20 protein-coding genes are annotated in these 24,801 nt (G+C 48.8%); 5 read left to right on the plus strand and 15 right to left on the minus strand.

Annotated features, from left to right (window positions below; translation table 11 throughout):
• Nucleotides 1-8: 8 nt before the first annotated feature.
• The 4 genes from D082_RS03965 to lpxA form a co-directional block, all read right to left on the minus strand.
• A complete protein-coding gene (locus D082_RS03965; protein ID WP_028949043.1) occupies nt 9-1,082 on the minus strand; it encodes a phosphotransacetylase family protein in 1,074 nt (357 codons plus the stop codon).
• Nucleotides 1,083-1,313: 231 nt separating this feature from the next.
• Nucleotides 1,314-1,712: a type IV pilus biogenesis protein EbsA gene (ebsA, locus tag D082_RS03970; protein WP_028949042.1), complete on the minus strand. Its 399-nt coding sequence runs from the start codon at nt 1,710-1,712 to the stop codon at nt 1,314-1,316.
• 210 nt (nt 1,713-1,922) lie between these two features.
• Nucleotides 1,923-3,020 (minus strand): glycosyltransferase family 1 protein, encoded by a 1,098-nt coding sequence (locus D082_RS03975; protein ID WP_028949041.1) that lies wholly within the window; start codon nt 3,018-3,020, stop codon nt 1,923-1,925.
• A 15-nt stretch (nt 3,021-3,035) separates the two neighbouring features.
• Nucleotides 3,036-3,923, minus strand: a complete 888-nt coding sequence (lpxA, locus tag D082_RS03980) for an acyl-ACP--UDP-N-acetylglucosamine O-acyltransferase (protein WP_081857605.1) — start codon at nt 3,921-3,923, stop codon at nt 3,036-3,038.
• 198 nt (nt 3,924-4,121) lie between these two features.
• Between lpxA and D082_RS03985 the strand changes: the two genes are divergently transcribed.
• On the plus strand, nt 4,122-4,724 hold the full coding sequence (locus tag D082_RS03985; protein ID WP_238546824.1) for a hypothetical protein: 603 nt from the start codon (nt 4,122-4,124) through the stop codon (nt 4,722-4,724).
• A gap of 26 nt (nt 4,725-4,750) precedes the next feature.
• Here the strand turns inward: D082_RS03985 and cobA are convergent, their stop codons facing one another.
• The 11 genes from cobA to D082_RS04040 form a co-directional block, all read right to left on the minus strand.
• On the minus strand, nt 4,751-5,539 hold the full coding sequence (gene cobA, locus D082_RS03990) for a uroporphyrinogen-III C-methyltransferase (RefSeq protein WP_028949038.1): 789 nt from the start codon (nt 5,537-5,539) through the stop codon (nt 4,751-4,753).
• 82 nt (nt 5,540-5,621) lie between these two features.
• Nucleotides 5,622-9,110: a transcription-repair coupling factor gene (gene mfd, locus D082_RS03995; protein ID WP_028949037.1), complete on the minus strand. Its 3,489-nt coding sequence runs from the start codon at nt 9,108-9,110 to the stop codon at nt 5,622-5,624.
• Between the two features lie 143 nt (nt 9,111-9,253).
• On the minus strand, nt 9,254-9,469 hold the full coding sequence (locus D082_RS04000) for a hypothetical protein (protein ID WP_028949036.1): 216 nt from the start codon (nt 9,467-9,469) through the stop codon (nt 9,254-9,256).
• A complete protein-coding gene (locus D082_RS04005) occupies nt 9,466-10,515 on the minus strand; it encodes an iron ABC transporter permease (RefSeq protein WP_038530174.1) in 1,050 nt (349 codons plus the stop codon). The genes D082_RS04000 and D082_RS04005 overlap by 4 nt, the downstream gene beginning before the upstream one ends.
• Nucleotides 10,516-10,578: 63 nt before the next feature.
• Complete coding sequence (locus D082_RS04010; RefSeq protein WP_369796134.1) at nt 10,579-11,514, minus strand: FecCD family ABC transporter permease; 936 nt, start codon at nt 11,512-11,514, stop codon at nt 10,579-10,581.
• A gap of 263 nt (nt 11,515-11,777) precedes the next feature.
• On the minus strand, nt 11,778-13,622 hold the full coding sequence (locus tag D082_RS04015) for an ABC transporter ATP-binding protein (RefSeq protein ID WP_028949033.1): 1,845 nt from the start codon (nt 13,620-13,622) through the stop codon (nt 11,778-11,780).
• 62 nt (nt 13,623-13,684) lie between these two features.
• Nucleotides 13,685-14,059, minus strand: a complete 375-nt coding sequence (locus D082_RS04020) for a DUF1636 family protein (RefSeq protein ID WP_238546825.1) — start codon at nt 14,057-14,059, stop codon at nt 13,685-13,687.
• Nucleotides 14,060-14,063: 4 nt separating this feature from the next.
• Complete coding sequence (locus D082_RS04025; protein ID WP_238546826.1) at nt 14,064-15,068, minus strand: iron-siderophore ABC transporter substrate-binding protein; 1,005 nt, start codon at nt 15,066-15,068, stop codon at nt 14,064-14,066.
• Entirely contained in the window at nt 15,065-16,900 is a 1,836-nt protein-coding gene (locus D082_RS04030) for an ABC transporter ATP-binding protein (RefSeq protein WP_028949030.1), read from the minus strand. Before D082_RS04030 ends, D082_RS04025 begins: the two co-directional genes overlap by 4 nt.
• A 234-nt stretch (nt 16,901-17,134) precedes the next feature.
• A complete protein-coding gene (locus tag D082_RS04035; protein WP_081857607.1) occupies nt 17,135-18,178 on the minus strand; it encodes an MORN repeat-containing protein in 1,044 nt (347 codons plus the stop codon).
• Between the two features lie 47 nt (nt 18,179-18,225).
• Nucleotides 18,226-19,806, minus strand: a complete 1,581-nt coding sequence (locus D082_RS04040) for an energy transducer TonB (RefSeq protein WP_051738915.1) — start codon at nt 19,804-19,806, stop codon at nt 18,226-18,228.
• Nucleotides 19,807-20,152: 346 nt separating this feature from the next.
• On the opposite strand from D082_RS04040, the gene D082_RS04045 reads away from it, so the two are divergent.
• From D082_RS04045 to D082_RS04060, 4 genes are all read left to right on the plus strand, one after another.
• A complete protein-coding gene (locus tag D082_RS04045) occupies nt 20,153-20,785 on the plus strand; it encodes a MotA/TolQ/ExbB proton channel family protein (protein ID WP_028949028.1) in 633 nt (210 codons plus the stop codon).
• Nucleotides 20,769-21,173: a biopolymer transporter ExbD gene (locus D082_RS04050; RefSeq protein ID WP_238546827.1), complete on the plus strand. Its 405-nt coding sequence runs from the start codon at nt 20,769-20,771 to the stop codon at nt 21,171-21,173. The genes D082_RS04045 and D082_RS04050 overlap by 17 nt, the downstream gene beginning before the upstream one ends.
• Before the next feature lie 60 nt (nt 21,174-21,233).
• A complete protein-coding gene (locus D082_RS04055; protein ID WP_028949026.1) occupies nt 21,234-23,720 on the plus strand; it encodes a TonB-dependent siderophore receptor in 2,487 nt (828 codons plus the stop codon).
• Between the two features lie 207 nt (nt 23,721-23,927).
• Nucleotides 23,928-24,734: a class I SAM-dependent methyltransferase gene (locus tag D082_RS04060; protein ID WP_028949025.1), complete on the plus strand. Its 807-nt coding sequence runs from the start codon at nt 23,928-23,930 to the stop codon at nt 24,732-24,734.
• Nucleotides 24,735-24,801: the final 67 nt, after the last annotated feature.

Here is a 24,801-nt window from a genome sequence, read left to right on the forward strand (position 1 = left end):
AAGCGGAACTAAAGCTTGGCCATCACCGCTTGAAAAGCTTTCAGATCAAAATGGGTGGCCATTAATTGTTGAATGCACTGCACTTTAACCGGTTCTTGGAGACGCACATTGCCAAAGGCTTGGTCAACAATTTCCACAGTGGTGAGGGTATCTTGGTTGACCGAAAGAATGGGGATTTCCAAGTCCTTGGCCCGACTAATGATTAAAGGTTGGGGGCCCGCATGGCCAGTCAGAATTAGGCAACTGGTGGAGGTTTCCAGGGCCGCTAATTGCAAATCGGTACGATCGCCGCCGGTAACCACAGCTTTGTTTTCCCCTTGACGGAAATATTCCAGGGCAGAGTTGACGTTCATTGCTCCAATGGTGAGGCTCTCCACCATCAAATCCAAATGGTCTTCACTGCAGAGCACCTTGGCGTTCAACTGATGGGCCAGTTCCCGCACACTTACGCTTCTAAGTAGACGATCCTCCGCCAACAGCCCAAGCACTGGGATGCCCTGACTTTCCAAAAAGGGTTTGACCAAATCCTTTGTCTCCGTCAATGCCTCCAGGGGAATGTCATTAATTACGACCCCTTTGAGGCTATCCCCCAGGGTTTGTCGGGCTTTGAGCAGGCCATCCACCACTAAGGGAGAATGATAGCGACCCACCAGCAGAACTGCCGCGTTAATTTTGGCCGCCAACTCGGAAAAAGAAAGTCCAAAGAGACTACCCTCCCAGAGATTACCAGGACCTTCCAGTAACACCAAATCCGCTTTTAAATCCTGAATGGATGCCTGGAGCGCTTCCGCATAGTTAGTTTTATCGTCCCCCTTCAATCGTCGGTTGATGGTATCTTCATCCAAAAATACCAACGGTTTACGGACTTGGGCCGGTGCCAACTCCAAGCTCTGGCTAATAAATTCAATGTCCGCCTCTTCCAATTCCGCCGCCGCCTTAGTCATGGCTGTGCCAATGGGTTTGCCGTAGGCGATCGCCATTCCCTGTTGTTGCAAAAGTCGAGCCAAACCAAGGATAATTCCTGACTTGCCGCTATAGGGCTCCAAAGACCCGACTAATAAACATTGGGGTGAATTGACCACTGGAACGCTCCTAACTATATGAACTAATGGACTAGGCGGAAAAACTGAACTGTTTGACTGATTTAAAGTTAAAAACTGGCTTGACCGATACCGAGTGTTTAATGTCTGTTCAATATTTTATGGGAGTTGGAAATAGGGGTTTTAACGGAGTCCCACTATGCAGTCAATTGCCCAGATAATCAGGTTGATTAATGGTGACGAAGGAAGTTAATCCCCACCCCATCCCATGGGCTAGACCGAGGAAGCGTCATCCAATCGTAAAAGTTTACGGTAAAAGTTTTGGGGAAAATCAATGCTTTTGTTTTCTTCGTACCCTGCAATTAAGTCAATCAAATAGTCCATAAATTCCGAATTAAGGACAGTCATTTCATAACTCAAATCCGCTTGCCCATCGAATTGCATGCGACACCGGGTTAACTCCGACGGTAAACGGGATACAAACCAAGTGGCTACAAAGGAGAGATTCTCGCCCCCCTCGATGCGCCGAGCCCCCTCCACCTGCCCCAATTGATAAAGAGCAAGGGGCAATGGTAGTAACTTCTGTTTATTTTTGTCTGGGTAGTAGGGCTGGTAAACAATGACATCCCTTTTGTCGGCGGGCTGAAGCTGGCTAATGGCGTTGCTAGACATGGGCAAAATGGCAAAACAAGGGTAGGGTGGACCTTTGCCCCCAGTGAAAACCGGAGCAGAATCAAGTTTTCCAGGGCAATTTCGGCTGTGACAACACTGGCCAAATCAAATTCACTCAAATCCGAGGCGTGGAGCCGTGCCAACCACCCAATTATAGGATATTGCGCTCCTGGGGATAGAGACGTTTGCCCCGTCGCCGTTGAGCCCGGCTTAGAGGTATTTGGCCAAGACTTCCATCGTTAAATTACCGGTTTTTTCCCAGGAAAATTCCTTTGCCTTGGCTAAGCTCTTTTGTTGCAGATGTTGCCGCAAATTTTCATCCTTCCAGACGTGCTCCATCCCTTGGTAAATCTCTTGAATGCTGTAGGGATCGACCAATAGAACGGCATCGCCCCCTACTTCTGGCAAGGAAGAAATGGAAGAAGTAATAACTACAGTGCCACAGGCCATGGATTCCAGCACCGGAAAACCGAATCCCTCCCATAAAGAGGGAAACACCAGGGCGATCGCCTGACGGTAAAGTTGTCGCAGTTGATCATAGCTAACGTAGTCTAAACAATGTACTTGGGTCTCAACCCCCAATTCTGCCGCCAAGGCCATTAATTTGGGAGTGTAACGGCGATCGGTGGGGCCGGCCAGAATCAAGTCAATGTCCCGGACGTTGATATTTTGCACAAATTGAGCAAAGGCTCGGATGATCCTGCCCACATTCTTATGGGGATCATGGCGGCCCACAAACAGAAAATAGGGATTCCTCCTTTGGGCTAAATCGTCTTGCCCCAGTTGGAAATGTTGCCGGTCATATCCCAAGGCGATCGGGGTTATTTTATTAGCAGAAATCCCGAAGTAGTCAATCACATCATCGGCCGTTGCTTGGGAATTACACAAAATATGTTCTGCTTGCCCTAGCACCAAAGGCAGATAAAACTTGCAATAGCTAGTCAGGGGTGACTTCCAGTTGGGAAACCGGAGGGGAATCAAATCATGCACCATAACCACTGTGCGACAATCAGCCCAAAGTGGAGCCTCCGGGATGGGGGAAAAAAGCAACGAACCCTTCAACTGTCGGTAGAGTTTTGTTAGCTGAAACTGGGTCCAAACTAAGCGATTAAAATGGCCCCGACTGCCCTGGGCTGGGGTGAGATTATTCGGTACAGTTTGGCAGGGAAAATCCGCCACCAACTGGGAAGTTAGTAGCGTTGGCTTGAGGGGTTTGAGATGGGGAAAAACATTGCCAGCATAGACACTCAATCCCGTCGGTTGGGCCAATAAAAAAGAAAGATTAACCAACAAATGGGATCCGGTCATAACAATGGCACTGACCTACTTTTTGCCGGGAATAGGGCCTCGTCGCCCCTCATCGTAGCTAGATTGCTGCAAAAAGCGTTGGAAATGTTGCACGTAGGGATGGGCGGCCGATCGCCCCAACTCTTCTAAAGCCTGTTGGTAGGGGGTATTGGAACGGTAAATCAAGCGAAAAGCCTGTTTTAACGCACTCAAATCCTCCGCTGACATGCCGGAACGTTGCAGGCCAATTAAATTGAGGGAACGCACCCGGGAAGGATTGCCTTCAACAATGGTGAAAGGAGGCACATCCCTTTCAATGCGACTCATGCCCCCCACCATGGCCAACCGGCCAATGTGGACAAATTGGTGTACACCCAAAACACCACTGATTCTTGCCTGGGATTCGATGTAGATGTGCCCTGCTAAAGCTACAGAGTTGGCGATGATTACTTCATTTTCGATCACACAATTGTGGGCCACATGGGCATAGGCCATTAGCAAATTGCGATCGCCAATACGGGTCACAGCCCCCTCTTCCGTCGCCCGGTTAATGGTGACATATTCCCTAATTTGGTTATCGTTGCCGATTTTAACCCAGCTTTCTCCGCCCTTATATTTCAAATCCTGGGGTTCACAACCGATCACTGCACCGGGAAAAATTCGATTACCCGTACCAATTTCCGTGGGTCCTTCCACCACCACATGGGGACCGATGACCGTATTAGCGCCAATAGTGACTTTCTCCCCAATCACACTAAAAGCCCCCACCTGAACTGTGGCATGTAACTGGGCTTGGGGATGGATGATGGCCGTTGGATGGATAGATGGGGACAAGGTCGCTTCTCCCAAGCGGTTATCAGTCAACATTAATCTCTCGGAATGGGGAATAATCGGAGCAGGAACAAGGGCAAATAACCTCCCCATAGATTAGCAGGCATTGCACCGTTAGATGAAACTGTGGAAGACCGTGATTACTCTTCTGCTGTGCGTTCACTTTCTACGGGTTGATATCCACAGCCAACAACCCCCTGGAGTGGCCCCAGCGGCTTGATCTTCTTTGCAACTCTGATTACAATCCAGTGGTCTGGTGATGGTGTCAATTCAGTCTTGGTGTTAACCCGTATGCTTAGCTCTATCGGTTCTAACGGCTCTCAACATAATTCCAAAAGTTTTAAAAATTATTTTCAACTACTCCGTCGTCCCTTTGCCCCCATTGGTTGTGGCTTGTTGATGGCCAGTGGCATGGTTTTTGCCCCGATCGCCGCCGTAGCTGGGGACTGGAACCAGTTTGATGTTTGTGTAACGGAACTGAAGAGAAATGGAGTCAGTGATGACGCGGCTGCTTCCGGTTGTTCCCAGGCCATTATCCCCAAGGAAATGTCCCAATGCGTCAATATGATTAGCCGTAACACCAACATCACCGGCATTGTAGCTTTGCAATCCTGTTTCCAAGTGCGCCGCCCGGTGGATTTAGGCAATTGTGTGGTGGACATTGACCGGGGCGTAGTGGGACGGAATCGTTCCCCAGAAGGAGAAGATGTCACCATGGCCGCCCTTAACACCTGCCGCCAAAGTTTACTGCCCGGCCGCCATTCGGAATGTGTTCTGGCCCTGAGTCGGGAAGTTTCCGATTTCACGCCCCAAAAGGCCATGAATACTTGTCTAGCGGCGGAGGATTTCCCCCGGGATCTTTTCCCTGCCTACAGTGAAACCCAACCGAATTAGTAATTAGTTTAGTTAAGCTCAAAAAGCTACAGGTTGCTTAACATGGGTTGCAATTGCTGACGGAGATTAGCCGGATAATTCACCACCGCCCCGATGACCACGATCGCCGGGGCTTGAAAATTTTCTGCTTCGATCTGGGCCAAAATGGTGGCAAAAGTGCCCACCAGTTCCTGTTGTTCTGGACAGGTTCCCCACCGGATCAGGGCAATGGGGGTATCTTTTCCCAACCCCGCCGCCATCAATTGGGGCAAAATAGTAGCCAAACTATACACCCCCATATAAATCACAATGGTCTCCGATCCCCTGGCGATCGCCGCCCAATTCACCTCCGGTCGATATTTCCCCGCCGCTTCATGGCCCGTGACAAAAGTGACAGAAGAACTGTAGTTGCGATGGGTGAGAGGAATTTGAGCATAGGCGGGAGCCGCAATGCCCGCTGTAATGCCCGGCACCACCTCCACGTCAATGCCGGCTTTGACTAGATCCTCCATTTCTTCCCCCCCCCGGCCAAAAATGAAAGGATCTCCCCCTTTCAGGCGCACCACTACAGCGTGTTTTTCAGCCAATTGTGCCAATAACTGTGTGGTTTCTGACTGTAACTTGGTGTGTCTGCCCCGCCTTTTACCTGCATCAATTAATTCGGCTTGGGGATTAACCATCGCTAAAATAGCTGGACTTACGAGGGCGTCATAGACCACCGCCTCAGCATTCTCCAACAGACCTTTACCCTTAATGGTCATCAAGCCGGGATCCCCAGGCCCCGCTCCGACTAAATACACTTTGCCCATCAATCCGTTTTGCAACCTAACAACCACCCTTTGTAGAAATTATAGAAATCAAAAAATATTTGACAGTTTTTACGTCATTCACGTCAAGTTTTTAATATTTTACTGAAGGCTATTTGCCCACTAAAGTTTCCATTTTTGTCTCCGGTAAAGCCCCTTGCATTTTGCCAAACCAATCAATTAAATTATCCATTTGCTTAGCCGGGGTCAACACTCCTAAACCCCGCACCACCACTTTTTTTGCACTGTAAACAAAGCGGGACTGGAGATGGGTGGGCAAATTTTCCGCCAATAATTTCCAAGCAGGCTCCTCCATGGGAGTTTCCAAGACAAGATTTTGTTTGCCCTCCACTTTAATGCGAGAAAAGCCTAAAGACTTAGCCAGATGTTTCAGCTTCACCACTTTAAATAATTGCTCCACCGGACTTGGTAACATACCATACCGATCGCCCCAATCCAAGGCAATTTTCGGTAATTCATCAAGGGAATCAATACTAGTAATACGGCGATAAGCAGCCATTTTTTCTTCTAAATCGGGAATGTAATCGCTGGGAATAAAGGCCGTGAGGGGTAAATCTATTTGGGTATCTTCCACTTTGGGAATTTCCTGGCCCTGGATTTCCTTAATCGCATCCTGCAACATTTCCATATAAAATTCGTACCCGATCGCCTCCATTTGCCCCGACTGTTCTGCCCCCAAAAGATTACCTACGCCCCGGATTTCCATGTCCCTGGTGGCCAGTTGATAACCGGAACCAAGTTGGCTAAATTCCTGGAGTGCCCGCAGTCTTAATCGTGCTTTTTCTGTTAATTGTTTTTGGTTGGGATAGAGTAACCAAGCATGGGCTTGAATACCCGATCGCCCCACCCGGCCCCGCAGTTGATAGAGTTGCGCTAAACCAAATTTTTGGGCATCTTCAACAATAATTGTGTTTACCCGGGGAATATCTAATCCTGCTTCGATGATAGTGGTACAGACTAAAATATCTGCCTCACCATCGTTGAAAGCTAGCATGGTACTTTCCAGTTCAGATTCATCCATTTGACCATGGCCAATGGCAATGCGAGCACTGGGAACCATTTGCCGTAGTTGTCCCCCCAGTTCTTCAATGCCTTCAATGCGGGGCACCACATAAAAAACCTGGCCACCCCGGTCTAGCTCGTTGCGAATAGCGGTGCGAATTACTTCGGGATTGTAGGGGGATAAATGGGTTTTAATGGGGCGACGGGACGGGGGCGGTGTAGTAATTAAACTCATCTCCCGAATGCCGGAGAGGGACATATAAAGGGTGCGGGGAATGGGGGTGGCGGTTAAAGTTAGCACGTCCACTTCTGTTTTCAATGTCTTAATTTTTTCCTTTTGATTAACCCCAAACCGCTGTTCTTCGTCAATGACTAATAAGCCCAAATCTTTGAATTTTACCGATGTGCCCAGTACCTGTTGAGTACCCACCACAATATCCAATTCACCGCTTTTTAATTTGGCTAAAATTTCTTTTTTCTCGGAAGCGGTACGGAAGCGATTTAATAGGCCAATGGTGATGGGATAGGGGGCAAATCTTTCTTTTAAAGTGTGGTAATGCTGTTGGGTGAGCACCGTAGTGGGGGCCAGTAATGCCACCTGTTTATGGCCACTAGTTACTGCTTTAAAAATGGCCCGCACCGCCACTTCTGTTTTGCCAAAACCCACATCGCCACACACTAATCGATCCATCGGGCGATCGCCTTCCAAATCCCGTTTTACATCTTGTACTGCTTTTAGCTGATCGGGGGTGGCTTGGTAGGGGAAGGAATCTTCCAATTCCTGTTGCCAAGGACTATCGGAGGGATAGGCATAACCCACCTGTTTTGCCCGTTTTGCATAAAGGTTGAGCAAATCAACGGCTAGCTTTTTAACCGCTTTACGGACTTTATTTTTGGTGGCTTCCCACACTTTGCCGCCCATTTTATGCAGTTCTGGCGGTCTAGTGCCCGTGTGGCGAAAGCGGGATAAACTGTCTAAACTATCGGCGGGAACTCGCAAAATACCGTCGGCATATTGGATCATTAAATATTCCCGATTGGCCAACGCATCCAACTTTAAGAATTTACCAATGCCATGGCTTTTGTGGACTACATAATCCCCAGGGGAAAGTTTATTAATATCAACTTGTTTAGACGTAGCCCGCCGTCGTTTCCGCACATATTCCGGTGTGGCTAAGGCATGTTGTCCAAATAATTCCCGGTCCGTGACTAGCACCAGACGAAAGGTGGGTAAAATAAACCCTTCCAATTCCGCCATGCCGGCATATTTTAGCGCCACCGCTGTCCGTTGAATCTGACTTTTTTCAATGGCGGGATAATCCCTCGGATTAGCAATAAATTGCACCGCACAATCATGTTCCTGCAATAAAGAAACAGTACGACTGGGCTGGGCTGAAATCAACCAAGTACTGTACTGTCCCAACGTCAAACCGCTATAAATTTCCCTTTTCCCCCGTAAAATTTCTGCCAACTTAGCGAACTGGTGGGGCATGGTGGGGATGGGCCGGGCGGAAATATCTAAACTATCGGTATTAACTTCGTGGATTTCCGACAGGGTTATATGGGTAAAATTTTCCCTCAGGCGATCGCCAAGGGTAGAAAAATCCCGATGCAACTGGGGCAAATCCGGCAACTGTAAACCCTGCCAATCCTGGGCCACCGCCTCAAACCACCTTTCACTGTGGGCGGCACATTGCTCCGGCTCATCTAGCACACAGAGGGTTTCCGTCGGTAAATAATCCAGTAAGCAAGCGGGTTCAGCAAAAGCTAGACCCAAAAATCGTTGTAATCCCTCCTTGCCAAATAATTGCTCCGTTTCTGGGTCTTCTCCCCAAGCCGTCAGATCAATATTCTGGGCATTTAACGCTGGTTCAATCACCTGATCAAAACTGGTGGGGGTCAACACCAAACCGGCAAGGTTATCCAAGGAACGTTGGCTAGCTGGGTCAAACTCCCGCACTTTTTCCAGCTCATCGCCGAACCACTCCAGTCGCACCGGTAGCTCCGCCGATACGGGAAAAATATCAACAATGTCCCCCCGCCGACTCCACTGCCCCTCCGTTTCCACGGTTCCCCCCCGTTCATAGCCCAATTGAGCCAGGGTCAACTCTAAACTTTTGCTGTCCATTTCCTGACCCCGTTGTAGGGTCAAGCAATATTGCTGAAAAGTTTCCACAGGCGGTAAATGGGGTTGCAGAGCTTTTTCTGTGGCAATGATCGCCTTGCCCTTCAGCTGTTTACCCTGGATTAATTCTGCCAACACTTGCATTTGCCCCCAAACCATTTCCGATTCGAGCCGCCCAGTGTCATAGGGAGATGCTTCGGAGGTGGGGTAAAAATTTACAGTTTGCCAACCCATCAGTTCTAACTGTGCTGTCCAGCGCCCCGCTTCCTCCAACGTGGCGGTGATGACCAATAAATTTTTCTCCAGAGACTGGGCCAAACTGGAAACAATTAGGCCTTTCGGTAACCGGGGTAGCCCACTCAGTTGCACGTTGCCCCGCTTTTGCAATTTTTCCCGCAGGTCTTTGCTCAGGGGGAGAGTTTGCAGATGACGAATAATGGAGGAAAAGGTCATGGGTCAAAACGGAGGAGACATTAACAAATCTTAGCCTTTTCCCCAGCCATCCAGGGTTTTTGTCCCCACTCCCCCACCATTCTCCTGCAAATCAACTTCCATTAATGCCCCCGACGGGGGTTGGGGGTAATGATTATTATTCACTAACTTAATACATAATTTTGATACTGATTAACTATTTGCAATGGGGTCGCTAAAGAGTCGTTCACATTATTTTCTAAGATTTTTTCCTGGGGAATGACTAAATCCAGGGTTAGAATAATTTGATTACCCTCGTAGGCTAGGGTCAGTTTGTAGGGGGAGATGGCCACGGTGCTGCCGGGATCAGGCATTGTATGGATATTAGATGAAAGAGTCATTGGTGACGATTACGGTAAAGGAGCCAGAGAAAATAGGGGGCACCCACGATCGCCGTAATTACCCCACAGGGAATTTCAATGGGGGCAAAAAGTAACCTTCCTAGAAGATCTGCCAATTCGGTGATGCAGGCACCGGCCAAGGCCGCAACGGGCATTAGTCCCCCCTGGGAAGGGCCTACTAAATGACGGGCAAGGTGGGGGGCCATTAAACCGACAAAACCAATATTGCCGGCGGTAGCCACCGAGGAACCGGCCAGGGCAACGGTGCAGACTAGTAAAAGACCCCGGATTACCTCTACCCGGCTTCCCAATCCCCGGGCCAGATTGTCCCCCAAAGTTAGGGTGTCCAATTCCCTGGCTAAAGCAAAGGATAGGGGGATAAAAATCCCGAGCCAAGGTAGTAGGGGCAATAAATGATCCCAGCCCCGGCCATGGACACTGCCAGTCAGCCAGACTAGGGCTTGGCTAACGATATTAATTTCGCCCAAAGTGATCATTAAACTGGTGAGGGCAGAGGCTAGTGCCGCTAGGCCAATGCCCACCAAAATTAGCCGCAGGGGAGAACTTCCTCGGTTCCAGGCCAAACCATAAACGGCGATCGCCGCTCCTAAACCCCCCAAAAAGGCCGCCACCGGCAAAAGCCATGGATCCACCCCCGGCAGTAAAACAATTAGGGCAACAGCTACCAAACTAGCTCCAGCATTGACACCAATAATCTCCGGAGCTGCTAAGGGATTGCGGGTTAAACCTTGCAAAATACCACCGGCCATCGCCAAACCCATACCCACCAGCAATGCCACCAATGACCGGGGTAATCGCAGGGTGTTGACCACAAAACCATAGTCAGCATTGGGGGACAGACCCAAGATTGCTTGCATCACCGCCAAGGGAGGCACGGGGTACTCCCCCCAACTAATATTGACTATAAATAGCAATAATGCCAGGGCACTTAGCACCCCGATCACCGCCGGCACACGGCGCCCAAGGCGAAAGGATAGGGGCAAGATTCGAGGGCGGATAACAATCCAGGGTCTAGGGGTTGGCATGGGTTAGGCATTTAACGGACGGTTGGCTTCGGGCAATGGCCCCAAGGGTTGGGAGATCGGTTTTCATCGTTTAATTTGTGAGCGGGCAAGGTAAATGAAAAATGGGGCCCCCACCATAGCTGTCATAATTCCCACCGGTAATTCTTGGGGACTAATTACCAGACGGGCGGCCATATCAGCTAGGGAAAGAAAAATTCCCCCCACTACCATGGCGTAGGGTAAAATCCAGCGATAATCAACGCCCACCCCAAAGCGCACAACATGGGGGACCACTAAACCCACAAAACCAATGGGCCCGGCAATGGCAACGGCACTGCCCGCTAGCAAAACTAAAATGCTGGCGGCCCCCAGTTTGACCCGGGCCGTTTGCAGGCCTAGTCCCCTGGCTACCTCCTCTCCAAAGGTTAGTAGGGTTAACTGTCGTCCTAGGGTCAAGGCACCGATCAGCCCAACGATGGTGTAGGGAAGAATAGTTTGTAAACCGTCTAAATCTTGCCCAGCCAGGGAGCCCGCCAACCAAAAGCGAATATCATCCAGGGTGCGTTGACTGAGGAGCAGAATGCCTGTGGTTAGGGAGCCTAAAAAATAGGATAGCGCGGCACCGGCAATGACCAGTTTGATGGGGGTCAGGCCACTGCGGCCAAAGGATCCCAACCAATAGACAACCATGGCAGTAACCGCCGCCCCGGCAAAGGCAAAGCCAATGTGGTTTCCACCGTCACCACCGATCAATGACCCTAAGACCATAGCTAGGGCTGCGCCCACATTAACCCCCAGGATATCGGGGGCTGCTAAGGGATTACGGGTTAACCCCTGGCTAATAGCCCCAGCCACGGCTAGGGACGCCCCCACCACGATCGCCAAAAAAGCCCTTGGTAAACGTACAGTGCGGATAATTAAATGGTCAGTGGAACCGTCAAATTGAAACAGGGCCCGCCACACGGTTTGGGGACTAATATGGGCCGCTCCGAGGAGAATACTGCAGATTAGGCATGCCAATAAAATCAGTGCCCCTAAAACAAGGCCTGATGAGAGATAAACCGGAGATTTTGCCTGAAAACACAAGGGCGATCGCATAACAGATGGGAGGGGACCATTCATTTCAATGGGGAGGAATAATCTAGATTAGTTTCCAATACTTCCCCATAGTGCAATGAAGTTATTAAGAAATATTATCAATAAAAGGAGAAAACGGGAATAGTCTTCCGCCAAACCCGGGGCTTTCCCCACTTTTTCCCTATCCACTGGAGTTCGGAAAAATCTTAGAAATATTTCCTGTGATGGTTCATCTTTGTGCTGAATTGGGACGGGGTACCGGAAAAGCTAATGCGCCCTGCTTCCAGCAGAATGATGGTGTCGGCTCGCTCTATGATGGATGGACGATGGGATATCACCAGACAAGTTGCTGTGTAGTGGGGAGAATGATCGGATTTTTTAGTGCGGTCGAATAACCGTTGCCATAGTTTTTGTTCAGTGGCCACATCCAAGGCGCTGGAAAGGTCATCAAACACCAGTAATTCCGGTTCACGGATCAGCATCCGAGCGGCGGCGACCCGTTGTTTTTGACCACCGGAAAGTCGAACTCCCCTTGTCCCCACTTGGGTATTAAGGCCATGGGGCATCATAGCCAAATCTCGATCAAAAACAGCAGTGGCGATCGCCTCATTCAATCGCTCCGGTGAAATTTCAGCATCTATTCCCAGTAATAAATTTTCCCTGAGAGAAGTGCTAAAAAGCTGGGGAACCTGGGGAGTGTAGGCGGCCCGAGGGGGGACAAAAAAAGTGGCTGGTTCTTGGATTTCTAGGCCATTCCAAACAATTTTGCCTGCCTGCTTGGGCAGTAAACCCAGTAGAGCCCGAATTAGGGTCGTTTTGCCTGACCCAACCCGTCCAGTGATTACCGTTAAACTTCCCCGCCGTAGGTCAAAACTCAGATCAGTGATGCCATTGTTGGTGCCTGGATAGTGGTAAACAAGTCCTTCTACGCTTAATTCCTCCAGGGGGTCAGAGGGGGCTAGGGGAGCCAGGGGCGGTAAAGCTGGTTGGGAACCCAAGATGGGTTTGAGGTAAAGGGGTTGGGGGGAGGTAAGGGAAAATAAATTTGATTTACTAATCTCCGAAGAGGATGAATATACTCCACTTATCAGGGTCGCCATGCGCTCAAGGGATACTTCACTTTGTTTGATGGAAGCAAGAAAACCACCAAAAAATGTCAAAAAATCAGTAACAAAAGAAAGATAGTAAACAAATAAGGCGAAATCCCCAACGGTGAAATTGCCCTGGGGACCAAGACTTTGGGCTGCTAAAAGTAAAATTATTCCGGTGCCAATACTAACAGTGTTTGCAAAACCGGAATTGAGGATAGCATTGAAAACCTGGTCTCGCACCATTAAACGGCGGCGGCGATCGCCTCTTTTTCTTAGCTCTTCTAACATCTCAGTTTCGGCCCCAGCGACCTTGATAGCCTGCACAGCCGTAAACATTTCCCCAATGAATCCGGTTACCTGTTGGGTTCCTTGTCTGCTGGCCCGACGGTAACCCTTTAGACGATGTTCAGCTTGGTGGACAAGGGCGGCAATCAGGCATAGGGGAAGAAAAACCAGCAAGGTCATTTCTCTATTGACGCTCAACAGTAGGGCCACAGAAACCACGGCAAACACCCCAGCGGCAAAGATTTCGTTGGTGCCAACAACGGTGTCTTCAATTTGCAAGGCATCATCCCTAAAGTAGCTGAGAATTTCCCCCGGTGAGATTTTTTGTCCGTTAACGCCTTCCATGGTCAATGCCGCTCCCGGACGGTGTAATAATCCCCGTAATAAGTTATGTCGCACCAATCCACTCATCAAAAAACGATGTTGGGTTTTAGTTACTCTTCCGCTAAAAATTGCCGCCATTCTTGCTAACCCTATCGCTAAAAATAGAGCAATCCAAACCCAGGGAGATTCATGGATTTTGGTTTGATCAGTGAGGGTGTCGAAAAACTGACGAATCAGTAATCCTGGCACTATGGGCAATCCCAAAATAAACAGCCATAATATGGTGTCTAACCAATAAAGTTTCTGGGCATAGCGGATCATCTGCCAGAGCAGTTGATAGATGGACGGCATGGGAGCAGAAAAATTAAGACATAGGGGTTAAAAAGTGTGGGTAAAAAGACCTGTGAATATAGCTAGGGCGCAGGGGGAATGCGGGCAATCCGGCAAGGACGTAATCCTTCTGGTAGCTTATAGGCTGGAACCATGCCATCTTCACTGTCGAGATAAAGTTCGGCAGCACGAATTAGGTCTTCACCGCTATTGATTGGATCTAAATCTCCGAAAAGGTAAGTAGGTTTATGGGTGCCCACATAGGCGATTGCACAGGGTCTGTCACAAATACATAAACAAGAAGTGGTCTCAATTTGTAGTTCCTCTTGGCGGTGCCACTGTTGATGTAATTCTTTGAGCTTATTTAGCAAACAAATGCCGTCTGCTGGAGAGTTGGAATCGTCATTTTCTGCTTTAGCACCACAGGCTTTACAAACCACTAAAATATGTTTTGCCATTGGGTTAATTTTCTCCCACAAGATATTTGAATAGGTCGTCGAGGATGGCGTTGGCGGCGATCGGTCCACTGCCAATCCAATAGCTAGGCACTTCGTAAACTTTGCCGGCTCTGACGGCCTTAAGTTGCCCCCAGAGGGGATCTTGCTGTAGTTCTTGCAATCGTTTTTGTGCTTCCTGATTGGCTTGGGAGGTGTTTTCCCCTGTCCAAAGGAAAATTACATCCCCATCAGCTTGCTCTAACACTTCCCGGCTAATTCTGGCCTGAATGGGATTACCAAACTTTTGCTGGGCTTCTGCGGCACTGATATTTTGGGACGGGGGACGGGTTAGGCCTGCATCCTGCAGCACGGTGCCAGAAAATGAATCCTTCAGATAGAGGTTAATGCCGTCGGGATAGAGGCGAATGACGGAAACTTGCAAATTATTAAGGCGATCGCCCATTTGGGCCCGAAAATCCGCCGAGCGAGCCTGATAGACTTCCAACGCTGACTGGGTGGCGGCCTGCTGGTGAAGAGCGGTGCCCATGGAGACAAAAACTTTTTTCCACTCTCCACTATGTTCAAATGGAATTAGTACCGTCGGTGCAATCTGGCGGAGTTGGGGATAAATACTTTGGTGGGAATCTAGCCCCACGATTAAGTCGGGACTTGCCCCCAAAATTGCTTCTAAATTGGGTTGCTCCCCCTTGCCGATATTTTGAATATTTTGAGCATTATTCATCAGACCTGGCAGTTGGGTTTGAAAATTGCTGGGTACCGTGGCGATCGGCTCCAGGCCAAGGGCGATCGCATACTCGAAGGCCGCCCCATCTAAGGTAATGAGACGTTTAATTTCGGTTGGTACACAACTCTGGTCCACCGCTTGGCTCCCCATTGGGCAATCGGCTGTTTTTTGCCCTGTTTCCCCTGGGGGTTGACCTTGGCAGGCCATTACCAATGCCACCATCAGCAAAGCCATGGCCGGGTAAATTAGTCGGTGTCGTAACAAATGTAATGTTTGAGAAGTCAATCCTTTCCCCTCATTTCATCTAGATTTGAGTGCTTGAGTAATTGCCTAAAATGGGACTGGGGATTGGCCAACAAGGATAGGCGATCGCCATATTCCAGGATTTTTCCCCGGTCTAGAATCAAAATTTGGTCCGCCCGTTCCACTGTCTTCAGGCGATGGGCAATGATCACCCCTGTCCGATGCTCCAATAATCGATTGATGGCCTGATCAATTAACTGTTCCGTCATAGGATCCAGCCGGGAAGAAGCTTCATCGAGGATGACCAAACCAGGATTTTTCAGGAATACCCGGGCAAAAGCGAGCAATTGAGCTTGCCCCGCGGACAATCCCCCGCCATCCGTACCCAATTCCGTCTCTAGTCCTTTGGGTAATGTGGCTAACCAAGGCTTTAGTCCTAGGTAACTAAGGGCTTCTAAAATCCTCTGGTCTGGGATATGTGGATTAAAAAATGTCAGATTATTGCGTATGGAAGTCTGGAACAGTTGCACGTCTTGGGTGACAAAACCAACCCGGTGATGGAAATCCTGGCGGCATATCTCCCCTAGATTGACACCGCCAAGATAAATGTGACCCCGTTGAGGATCATAAAAATTGAGTAAAAGTCGGGCAAATGTACTTTTGCCACTACCTGTATGGCCCAGAAGTCCAAGAACTTGCCCCGGAGGAAGATGCCAAGTCAGATTCTGTAGGGCGTAACGGCAATGTTGATTATTGTCCGCCTGGCCAGGGTCGAAGCATTCCTGTGCTAATTTCCCCATATCCTTTGGGGTTAAAGCTTTGGTGGTTGGGTAACTAAACCAGACCCCTTCCCCCCGCACCGAAAGGGGGCCGTCCGGCAGGGTCTTGGCTTTGCCCGAGTTGGATTTGGGGGGATAGCGGATCAGAGCTTTAATACGGTGGAGACTAGCAACAGCTTGTTGGAATTGTTCTAGCTCTTCCCGAATACGTTCAATGGGTTCCTGGAGCAGACTGGCGTAATAAAAGAAAAGATAAACTGTCCCAATGGTGATACCTTGGACGCGCCAGAGGTAAGCCCCCAAAGCAAGGGCGACGGCGTTGCCCACCGTAAATAAGCCGACGGTGCTCCCCCACAGCAGAGTACTGGTTAACCGTGCTTGGTGAAAGGCCTTGAGCCACTTTCCCATCAGTCGATAAAAGCGGTCCATGACGTAACCCACCGCTCCGTTGCCCCGGATATCTTCCAATCCCCTTAAATATTCAGTGATGAAGTCGTAAAAGTCCGCACTGATGCCACGGTAAATTGCCCAGGGTTCCACCGCCAGGGACTGTAACCAACTGAGAATGCCTAGGGCCAATAGGGCAAATAAAGTCAGACCCAACCCGGCCTGCCATTGCTCAAACCAAAGCACTCCTAGAACACTGATAACTAGCAAGCCATTGCCCAAAACCTGTAGTACAAATTGGGAGAAAAAACGAGCTAAAGCATCCACGTCCCCATCGATGCGTTCCACGAGTTCACCGGAGTTGTGGCTTTTATGGAAATTCAGATCCAGGTTTAGGGTGTGTTGGGCCAGGTTCAAGCGGAGATTATTAGTGGCAGTCCAGGCAACGGTTTCGCTGAAATAGGTGGCAATAATTTCTAACCCCTGACGCACAACGGCGATCGCCATAAATCCCAATGCTGCGACCACTAACACCCGTTGGGGCCCTCCGGCCAGGGCCGTGTCAATGAAATAGCGCAAAATCTGGGGGTTAAGCACCTGCAGGACAATACTCCCCCCCAAGGCGCTCGCCAAGGCCAACACTTGCCCCCACTGGGGACTCAGATAGGCCATTAAAATTTGTCGATTAGACTGGGGTGAGAGCAACATTAATGCTGATTAAAAAGGGGTTGAGGAACTGGAGAAAAAGATGATGGAAATAAAGTTTTTACAAGTAATATAGTCATTTCAAATAATTGCGAGACTGCTTAAGTCTTTATTGACAAGCTTTTCGGTGAATTTTAATGTCTCAGTCTTACTAAAAACGACTATAGAAGTAAAAATTTGAGCTTTAATCAGTTGCTTAAACTAAACTCTGACTGCACGATCAAGAGCAGACAAAAGCTAACTTTGATATTGATCATCCTTCCACACCCCCTCTAGGCGGGTACCATCAGCAAAGGAATAAACGCCCTTGCCATTCTTCTTGCCCTGTTCAAAAATTCCTTCAAAAGTATCGCCATTGGCATAGTCACAGGTGGCCATGCCCTGAAGCTGGTTATTGCTAAATTGCCCCTGACAGCGATCGCCATTGGCGAAAATAAATGCCCCTTGGCCCTCAAACTTTCCCGCCGTGAATTGACCTTGGTAACGATTGCCATTGGCAAAGGTATAAATGCCTTGCCCCTGGGGCTGGCCCCCTTGAACATCCCCCTGATAACCACTGCCATCGGCGAAGCTATATTGCCCTTGGCCGGAGGGGACCCCCTGTTTAAATTCCCCCTGGAAACGATTCCCGTTGGCAAAAATGCGGGTGCCTTGCCCAGAAAATTGTCCATTTTGGAACTGCCCTTCGTACTGTCCACCGTCGGCAAAACGAAAAACCCCTTCCCCGTCCGGCTGGCCATTGTTCAAATTGCCTTCATACTTATCTCCATTGTTGTACTCACAACTCCCGGGGCCGTCCAATTCCCCCTCCACAACGGTGCCTGAACATCGATCGCCATTGACGTAGGTAAAAGTGCCCTTGCCCATGGGCTGACCATCAACAAATTCCCCTTCGTATCGCAGACCCTCCGCTGTGATGTAAATCCCTTGACCATGGGGTTGACCTTGGACAAATGCCCCTTCATAGCGGTCTTGACTGGGATAAACCCGTATTCCTTGGCCGCCAATTTGATCATCTTCAAAAATTCCTTCAAAGTAGCCCCCGTCGGCAAAGGTATATTTTCCTTGACCTTTTTTTTCGCCATTCATAAATTGCCCTTCATAGCGATCGCCATTGGCAAATTGACAGGTTGCTTGGCCATTGAGGGCACCATTGGCAATTTCCCCTTCACACTTGGAACCGTCGGGGAGAGTTAAGTTAGCGGCCAAGGACTGGGATGAGAATGGCCCGAGAACGAAAATAGCACTAACAAATAAACCAATTGAAAAAAATTTAGACATCATTGGACAGAAACTTTGAGGAAAAATTGACTGAATCCCAAGGAAGATCAGAGCTCTGCCGGCGCATCGGAATTGGAATTTTCCGATTGAACTTCCGGTTCAATGCTCGGCGCTGGAGGGGGAGAGGATTCAACCTTAGGGCTAGGGGGAGAGGATGGTTTCACCTCAGGAATGGGAGGAGGGGATGGTTTGGCCGCTGGGCTGGGGGCCGACTCCACCGATAACTGCCTCAATCTTTCTTCCCTTTCCTTTTCTAACTGGCGTTGACGGGCTTGACGTTCCTGCTCCAATTGCCGTTGGCGGGCTTGGTTGGCCTTTTCCTCTTCCGCTCTGCGGGCGGCCTGGCGCAGTTCCTCTTGTTGTTGCCGTCGCTCCCGGGCTTGGCGATCGAAGTCTGAGCCAGCAACGGTAAAGTGAATCACCACGGGGACTGATTTGGACTGACCTCCGGTGGGGGCCGTAAACTTCATTTGTCGGGCGGCCAGGAGGGCCTGACGGTTAACCTCGCCGTTGGCATGGGCATCGGTGATGGTGACGCTGGTGACATTTCCCCCATTATCAACGGAAACTAATACCTTTGCGCTACCTTCTTCCCCCTGGAGTGCGGAGGGATAGCTGGGTCGACACTGGCTAATACATCTAAGGGGCTCTGGTTTAGCCGGGGGATTTGGAGTTGCTGGGGGCCTGGGAGGGGCACTGCTAGCTACAGGATTGGCTGCAATGGGGCCGACGTTTTGCCCGGAATTACGATCGCCGGGGCGCTCTGTGGTGCCTTGACCGGAACCCAATTTGGGGCGGGATTGATTACCGGAACTAGCAATGGGTTTAGTGGCGGTGCCTGGTTTGATGGGCGCGGCCCCCTGGCTGACTGGATTGATGTTGGCGATCGCCGAAAATAGCCCCTGATTAGCGGCGGCATTGCTCTGGGGAGAAGCGGCGGCCCCAGGTCGACTTAAAACGGGTTGTGGGGCTGATGAATTGGCTAGGCTTTGGGGGATTGTGGGGCGAGCTCCGACGGCGGCAAAGGCGGGTTGCTCAGGAATGGGGGCAAACTCCGGTGTTTCAACGGCAGTAAAAGGAACACGAACGGTGCTCTGGGGTGCCCTAGTCAAAGAGGCTGGACTTTCCACCACTGTATTTGGTAGGGGCTTGACCGTCGCAAGGGGCGGAGTAATGGCCTGGGGTAATGGTGGTGAAACAGCTTCGGCGATCGGAGTGCTGGGTGCTGGTAATGGTAGCTCAGGCAAAGGTACTGGATTTTCCACGACCCTATTGGGTACGGGATTGACCGTCGGAGGGGGGGGCGTGATGGCCTGTTGCAATGGCGGCGAAACCGTTGCGGCGATCGGACTACTGGTGGCCTGTGGAGGTGGAGGAGAAATCTTTGGCAGGGATTCAACTTTCGGCTTGGTTAATGGTGGTGGCGTTGGTTCAAGGGCAGGGGAAGGGTCTACCACAATAAATTCAATGGGTTCCACTGTGGGGGCTTCAGCCGGCAAGGGAAATCGCCAAAACCCAACGATCGCCCCGTGAACCAATAGGGAACAGGCGGAACCAACCAGAATAATTTTTTGGCTGTTTTGGTATTGCTGGGACCGTTGCGTAAGGCAAAAAGGAGACATTGACATGGATTTTTTTACATAGATAGACATTTGTGGTAGACCTCAGCTCCACTTTAACTGCATCTATTATGTGAAAGATTATTATTAATAGCTACGATATTATAGACTCTCCCATGGTAGATTAAACATCCCCGTCCCCCCTTTTTACTTTAAACAAAGCTGATAAACCCCTTAATTTAAAGAGTTTAAGCCGATAAACTGATTCATTGTTAAGCAAAGCTTATTGCTCCTTGGTATAATTTATTGAAAATAGTTATCAATTATTATTCTAGCTAGGCAAGGGAGCTAGATGAGAATTACTCTTAATTATGTTGAGTAAACCCAAGAGGTCATTGCATTGGTAAAAATTCTTATGACCGGGGGAATTGTGGCGATTCCACTCCTCGGCTTTTCCCTATTAGCTGTGGCCCTGATTATTGAGCGTGTTTATTTTTGGAGCCAAATCCAGTTACGACAAAATCGGCTGGTTGACGACGTTCTTAAGCTTTATCGCAGTAATCCCCCAGGGGCGATCGCCCTTCTCAAAAAGAATGCTGACCTACCCATGGCCCGGATTTTCCTCGAAGCTCTGTGTTTGGAAGGGGCCACACCAACGGAATTTCGTCTAGCCCTGGAAAGTGCCACCCAAGCTGAATTGCCGCTTTTAAAGCGATTTAATACCCTATTTCAGACAATTATCACCGTTTCCCCTCTTTTAGGCCTGTTGGGGACGATTTTAGGCTTAATGCGTTCTTTTTCTTCCATGAGTTTAGGCAATACTACGGCCGCCAATGCATCGGGGGTCACCGGGGGAATTAGTGAGGCCCTAGTCTCCACCGTTATGGGATTAGTGGTGGCCATTGCAACCCTCTTGTTTGCCAATGTTTTCCGTTCCCTATATCTGCGCCAATTCGCCTTAATACAGGAGCAAACCGGGCAAATCGAATTGGTGTACCGTCGTTTCCATGATCAACCAGAGGAAAAAGAATATGCGACTTCCCGATGAAGCGGAGAGTCAGGGCGAAATCAACATCATCCCGATGATTGACGTAATTTTCTCGATTCTGGCGTTTTTCATTATCTCTAGCTTGTATTTAAGTCGTTCCGATGGCCTGTCCGTTAATTTGCCGTCGGCCCAAACCACGGAAAGCAAACCTAATCCTCAGTTCATTTTAACTGTTAAACAATCCGGTGAGCTTTTCTTGGATGGTCGATCTATACCCATAGAAAATCTAGGGACAAGTATTCTGACCAAAGCCAAAAGTAATGCCAACAGTTTAGTGGTAATTAAAGCCGATGAGCAGGCAAACCATGGCCTGGTGGTGCAGGTGATGGACGAAGTTCGCCAAATTAAGGGGGTTTCCCTGGCGATCGCCACTACGCCAAAAAACTAAAGGGTAATAAAGAACCCGACTAATTAACAGATTTATTGTTCTGGTGTGTGAGGACTAACTATGAATAAAAAAGTATACTTAAACCTAGCTTCATTGTGTCTATTTTCTGGGCTGGCAATGCCTTTGCCCCTGCTGGCCCAAGTGAATCGTCCTGGAGTTGTGCCCCAAATACAAGCCCAGGTGGGCTCAACCCTGATCACAGGGATTAACCTTGAACCCACGGAAAAAGGCCTAGAACTCAAACTGGAAAATAATTCCCCCACTCCGCTCCAGCCCCTCATCTATCCCCAAAATAATCTGCTGATCATTGAATTGACCAATGCCTTGTTGGATATTCCCGGCGGAGAATTTAAACAGGAAAACCCTAGCCCCCAAATTGCGGCGATCGCCATTGCCCAAGGGGAAAATAACTTAGTCCGCATTACCGTGACCGGCATCGACAACAACATTCCCGAAGTGGAAGTAAGTTCTGCTGATCGTAATTTGGTGCTGAGCCTAACCCCATCATCCACGGCAATCGCCCCCGAAACTCCAGAAGCGGAAATTGAAGTGGTGGCCACCCAAGAAGGGCAACAGGAATCTAGCTACTTTGTGCCCAGCGCCTCCACCGCCACAGGGTTGGATACTCCTCTACTAGACATTCCCCAGTCCATTCAAGTTGTGCCCCAACAGGTCTTACAAGACCGGAACGTAACCGAATTGGGGCCAGCCCTCCAAACTGTGCCAGGGGTCAGTCCCAATGGTGGTCGAGGCACCAGTGTTTTTGGCCCTGGTTTTTTAATTCGTGGATTCCCTGTTCAAGGAAGTATTTTTCGCGATGGTATTCCCTATCAATCCCTAGGCCCCTTAAACACCAATGACATTGAACAAATAGAAGTGCTAAAAGGGCCTTCCTCCATTGTCTTTGGGGCCGGGGAACCTGGGGGATCGATTAATCTAATTTCCAAAAAACCTTTGGACGAGCCCTATTACAATGTCGCCGTTTCCCTGGGCAGTTATAACGACTATCGTTTAGATGTGGATTTATCCGGCCCACTATTACCCGAAGCCATTGACACAGTTAATTATCGCCTCAATGTTTCCTATGAAACTTCAGGCAGTTTTCGGGACTTTGTCAACGGTAATCTTTGGGTTGTGTCGCCCACATTAACTTGGGATATCGGCCCGAACACCAAATTAAACCTATACGGGCAATATACCGCCAATCGAGAAACATTAGATGAGGGCATCCCCGCGTCGGAAATTGCCGATTTGCCCCGCAATCGATTCTTGGGAGAGCGTTTTAGTCAATTTGAACAGGATCAATATCTCCTTGGTTACACGTTTAATCACGACTTTAATGAAAATCTCAAGCTCCGCCATGCCATGCAATACTTGGCCTATGCCCCCGTTCGCTATGCGCCCCTCTTTGACTTTTTTGACGCAGAAACCGGTGAGTTAAACCGATTTGAATATTACGCTGGCGGCAACTATCAACGCTTTTTCACCAACGCAGAACTGGTAGGAAAATTCACCACCGGGCCCATTAAGCATCAAGTCTTATTCGGAGTAGAATACCGCAACGATACGGAAACCCCGGAGTTTCAATTCAGCAACGCCTTTGCCCCTATTAATGTTTTCAATCCGGTCTATACTAATACCCCTTTCCTCATTGCCCCAGAATTTTTCCGGGATGATGAAGTCAGACGTTTTGCGGTTTACTTGCAGGATCAAATGGATTTGTTTGATAATCTCAAGCTATTGGTGGGCCTCCGCTATGACACGGCCACCCAAAATCGCTCAACCCAATCCATAACTGATCCCAGGGAAGAATTTAACCAAACAGATGACAAATTAACGCCTCGGGTCGGTATTATTTATCAACCAATCCCCACAGTGTCCCTTTACGGTTCCTATACCACTTCTTTTAATCCTTCCTTTGCCGCTTCCCTTAACGCCGACGGTTCCACTTTTGAACCCCAAACCGGTCGTCAATTTGAAGTGGGAGTTAAGGCTGATATTACCGATAAACTAAGTGTAACTTTTTCCGCTTTTGACATCAGAAAACAAAACGTTCCCACCATTGACCCCGCCAATCCTTTATTCACCATTCAAACAGGGGAACAAACCAGTCGAGGGGTTGAGCTTTACCTCGGGGGAGAAATTCTACCGGGCTGGAACATTGTCACCGGTTATAGCTACCTTGATGCTTTTGTCAGCCAAGATAACACCGATATTGTGGACAATACTCTGGCTAACGTTCCCAGCAACCAGTTCAGTCTCTGGAGCACCTATGAAATCCAATCGGGGGATTTACAAGGTCTGGGATTTGGGTTGGGACTCTTTTATGTTGATCAACGACAAGGAGACTTGGACAATACCTTTGTTTTGCCTAGTTATTTCCGCACCGATGCCGCTGTCTTTTACCGGCGAGAAAACTGGGAACTTCAATTAAACATTGAAAACCTGTTTAACTCCCAATATTTATCTGCATCCAATGGTTTTGACTTGAGTACCTACCCCGGAGCGCCCTTTACGGTGGTGGGTAAAATCGGCGTGAAATTTTAATGCCTAATGGGTTGAATTCCCCGTCCCTTGGAGCGAATTCTCTGGAGGGTTATAGTCCGTCCGAAGGAAAAATTTTGTAATGCCTCATTGATTGCGGTGGGGATACTAATTTTAGTGCTCCGCCCCTTCAATTTACTCACTGCAACCATTGGCCTCGTCGTCGGTAGCTGTGAAATTTTCTGATTATCCAAGATAGAGTTTTAAAAAATGAAAAAAAATGTTTATTACAGCAAAATTGCCGATATTTACGATCAAACTCGCTGGTTGACAGAGCCCATCGCTGAAGAGGTTGCAGATTTTATTCTTGCTTTAGTGAAGGCAACCCCCGAAACTACTTTCCTTGAGCCTGGTGTAGGAACTGGGCTCAATGTTTTTCCTTTGGTAAAACGTGGCTATTCCGTAACTGGTGTTGATGTTTCTCAGGAAATGCTTAACCAGTTTCGTCAAAAGTTGCCTCACATTCCTCCGAATCTAAAACTGATTTATGGAGATGCCTCACAACTATCTTTTCCTGAGAAAAGCTTTGACGTAGTGCTAACTGTTCATATGCTTCATGCTGTTTCCGACTTAGGGATATTTTTGGATGAGATTGATCGTGTCCTGAAACCAAAAGGTTTTTATTTAAATGCTCAATGGGTTACTCCACCCGCACGTCTGGAATTTGAGAAGCATTTCAAAACTATCTTGTCTAAATATCAAGAGCAGCAAACCTTACAACAGTCACTTAAAACAATCAACGAAATTAATGTAGAGGAATATTTAGTGAATAAAGGGTATAAGTGTAATTACTGGATAGCCAAGGAATGGACGGTAAGCAACCCGATTCAAGAATTACTGGGTTTCTATAGGTCACGAGCCTATGGGTTATGCTGGCTCCTTTCGGATGAAGCATTTCAGTTTGCAATGGAAGAGTTTGAGGTGTTTTGCCATAACCACTACGGTTCATTGGAGGTGGAGTTATCGTCTCAAGCACGATTTGAAATATGGGCATACACCGCAAACGCAGGGCAATGAAGTGGTCGGCATAGGGACAGTCATGATTCAGGTTACGGAACACTTTGATGATGGTTTTAATCTGCTG

The organism is Synechocystis sp. PCC 6714, from assembly GCF_000478825.2.
Classification (GTDB): domain Bacteria; phylum Cyanobacteriota; class Cyanobacteriia; order Cyanobacteriales; family Microcystaceae; genus Synechocystis.

Bases quoted from the DNA above. Each gene is read 5' to 3' on its own strand.
- ebsA (WP_028949042.1), bottom strand. From the start codon at position 1,712: ATGTCTAGCAACGCCATTAGCCAGCTTCAGCCCGCCGACAAAAGGGAT.
- D082_RS03975 (WP_028949041.1), bottom strand. From the start codon at position 3,020: ATGACCGGATCCCATTTGTTGGTTAATCTTTCTTTTTTATTGGCCCAA.
- lpxA (WP_081857605.1), bottom strand. From the start codon at position 3,923: ATGGGGAGGTTATTTGCCCTTGTTCCTGCTCCGATTATTCCCCATTCC.
- D082_RS03985 (WP_238546824.1), top strand. From the start codon at position 4,122: ATGCTTAGCTCTATCGGTTCTAACGGCTCTCAACATAATTCCAAAAGT.
- mfd (WP_028949037.1), bottom strand. From the start codon at position 9,110: ATGACCTTTTCCTCCATTATTCGTCATCTGCAAACTCTCCCCCTGAGC.
- D082_RS04000 (WP_028949036.1), bottom strand. From the start codon at position 9,469: ATGACTCTTTCATCTAATATCCATACAATGCCTGATCCCGGCAGCACC.
- D082_RS04005 (WP_038530174.1), bottom strand. From the start codon at position 10,515: ATGCCAACCCCTAGACCCTGGATTGTTATCCGCCCTCGAATCTTGCCC.
- D082_RS04015 (WP_028949033.1), bottom strand. From the start codon at position 13,622: ATGCCGTCCATCTATCAACTGCTCTGGCAGATGATCCGCTATGCCCAG.
- D082_RS04020 (WP_238546825.1), bottom strand. From the start codon at position 14,059: ATGGCAAAACATATTTTAGTGGTTTGTAAAGCCTGTGGTGCTAAAGCA.
- D082_RS04030 (WP_028949030.1), bottom strand. From the start codon at position 16,900: ATGTTGCTCTCACCCCAGTCTAATCGACAAATTTTAATGGCCTATCTG.
- D082_RS04035 (WP_081857607.1), bottom strand. From the start codon at position 18,178: ATGTCTAAATTTTTTTCAATTGGTTTATTTGTTAGTGCTATTTTCGTT.
- D082_RS04040 (WP_051738915.1), bottom strand. From the start codon at position 19,806: ATGTCAATGTCTCCTTTTTGCCTTACGCAACGGTCCCAGCAATACCAA.
- D082_RS04045 (WP_028949028.1), top strand. From the start codon at position 20,153: ATGACCGGGGGAATTGTGGCGATTCCACTCCTCGGCTTTTCCCTATTA.
- D082_RS04050 (WP_238546827.1), top strand. From the start codon at position 20,769: ATGCGACTTCCCGATGAAGCGGAGAGTCAGGGCGAAATCAACATCATC.
- D082_RS04055 (WP_028949026.1), top strand. From the start codon at position 21,234: ATGAATAAAAAAGTATACTTAAACCTAGCTTCATTGTGTCTATTTTCT.
- D082_RS04060 (WP_028949025.1), top strand. From the start codon at position 23,928: ATGAAAAAAAATGTTTATTACAGCAAAATTGCCGATATTTACGATCAA.